The organism is Streptomyces sp. AC627_RSS907 (genome assembly GCF_019049165.1).
The window spans coordinates 1-1,496 of sequence record NZ_JAGMUE010000263.1 but is presented as its reverse complement, the minus strand read 5'-3'; the positions used below and the strand labels follow the sequence as shown (position 1 = coordinate 1,496).

Sequence of the window (1,496 nt, the reverse complement as noted above, 5' to 3'; positions counted from 1 at the left end):
GATGTTCCGGCTGTGGCGGCGTTGCGCCGGGGCCGTGGTGAGACCCTGGCGTTGCTGACGGCGCTGGGTGAGTTGTTCGTGCACGGGCAGCATGTGGACTGGCGGGCGGTGTTCGAGGGCACGGGCGCGCGTCCCGTCGACCTGCCCACGTATCCCTTCTCCCACCAGCGGTACTGGCTCGACAACGCCGTCGACACCGGAGACGTCGGCGCGGCCGGCTTGTTCGCCTCCGATCACCCGTTGCTCGGTGCGGCGACGCTGCTCGCCGGTGGTGACGGTGCCCTGCTCACCGGGCGGCTGGCGCCGGGCGCGCCCGGATGGCTCACCGACCACGAGGTCTTCGGCACCGCACTGCTGCCGGGAACCGCGCTGCTCGACCTCGTCCTCGCCGCCGGCCGCCGGGTCGGCGCTCAGAACGTCGAGGAACTGGTGCTCCGCGAGCCGTTGGTGATCCCGGCGCAGGGCGGCGTCCGCCTCCAGATCCGGGTCGGGCCCTCGGACGACCGGGACCGTCGCGCGGTCACCGTCTACGCCCAGCCCGAGGACGGCGACGCCGACGACTGGACCACCCACGCCGAGGGCACGCTCACCCCGGTCACCACCCCTGAACCCGACCTCGACCTGGTCACCTGGCCTCCGAACGGCGCCGTCGACATCCCGCTCGACGGGTTGTACGAGGGACTCGCGGACGCTGGTCTGGCCTACGGCCCGGCGTTCCAGGGCCTGCGTCGGGTCTGGCGGGACGGTACGGCGGTGTTCGCGGAGGTCGCGGTCGACCAGCCGACCGACGGTTTCGGCGTGCATCCGGCGCTCTTCGACGCGGCGCTGCACGCCATCGGCGTGGGCGAGCTGATCCCGGGCGGGGACGTCCAGTTGCCGTTCGCCTTCACCGGCGTACGGGTCACCGGAACGGCCACTGGTGAACTACGCGTCCGCCTCTCCCGCGGCAAGGGCACCGACACGGTGCGACTGCTGCTCGCGGACGGAGCCGGGCTCCCGATCGCCGAGGTGGAGGCGCTCCAACTCCGGCCGGTTTCGGCGGGGCAGGTGTCGCGTGGTGCGGCGGACCGGTTGTTGTTCGGTGTGGAGTGGGTGCCGGAGGAGGGGGTGGCTGCGGCGGTCGAGGCTCCGGTGGTGATCAAGCTTGGTGACGTGTTGCCGGCTCCGGTGTCTGTGGTGTTGGTGGATGCGTCGGTTCCGGGTTCGGCTCGGGATCGGTCGGTGGCTCTGCTGGGGTTGCTTCAGGGGTGGCTCGCCGATCCCGCCTGGGCCGGTTCCCGGCTGGTGGTGCGGACGTTCGGTGCGGTGGGTGAGGAGGTCACGGATCCGGACGGTGCGGCGTTGTGGGGTCTGGTGCGGTCGGCGCAGTCGGAGCATCCGGATCGTATTCATCTGCTGGACGCGTCGGAGGATGTGTGGTGTCCGGTGCCGCAGGCGGTGTTGCGGGACGGGGTGGTGAGGGTTCCGCGTCTGGTCCGGGTGAGGTCTGCGGGGGT

General features: G+C 71.8%; 1 protein-coding gene. It reads left to right on the top strand.

Translation table 11 applies throughout. From position 1 onward, the window contains the following. Positions 1 to 1,496: polyketide synthase dehydratase domain-containing protein (locus tag KUM32_RS33190; protein WP_217145633.1), on the top strand; the 1,496-nt coding region annotated here is incomplete at both ends.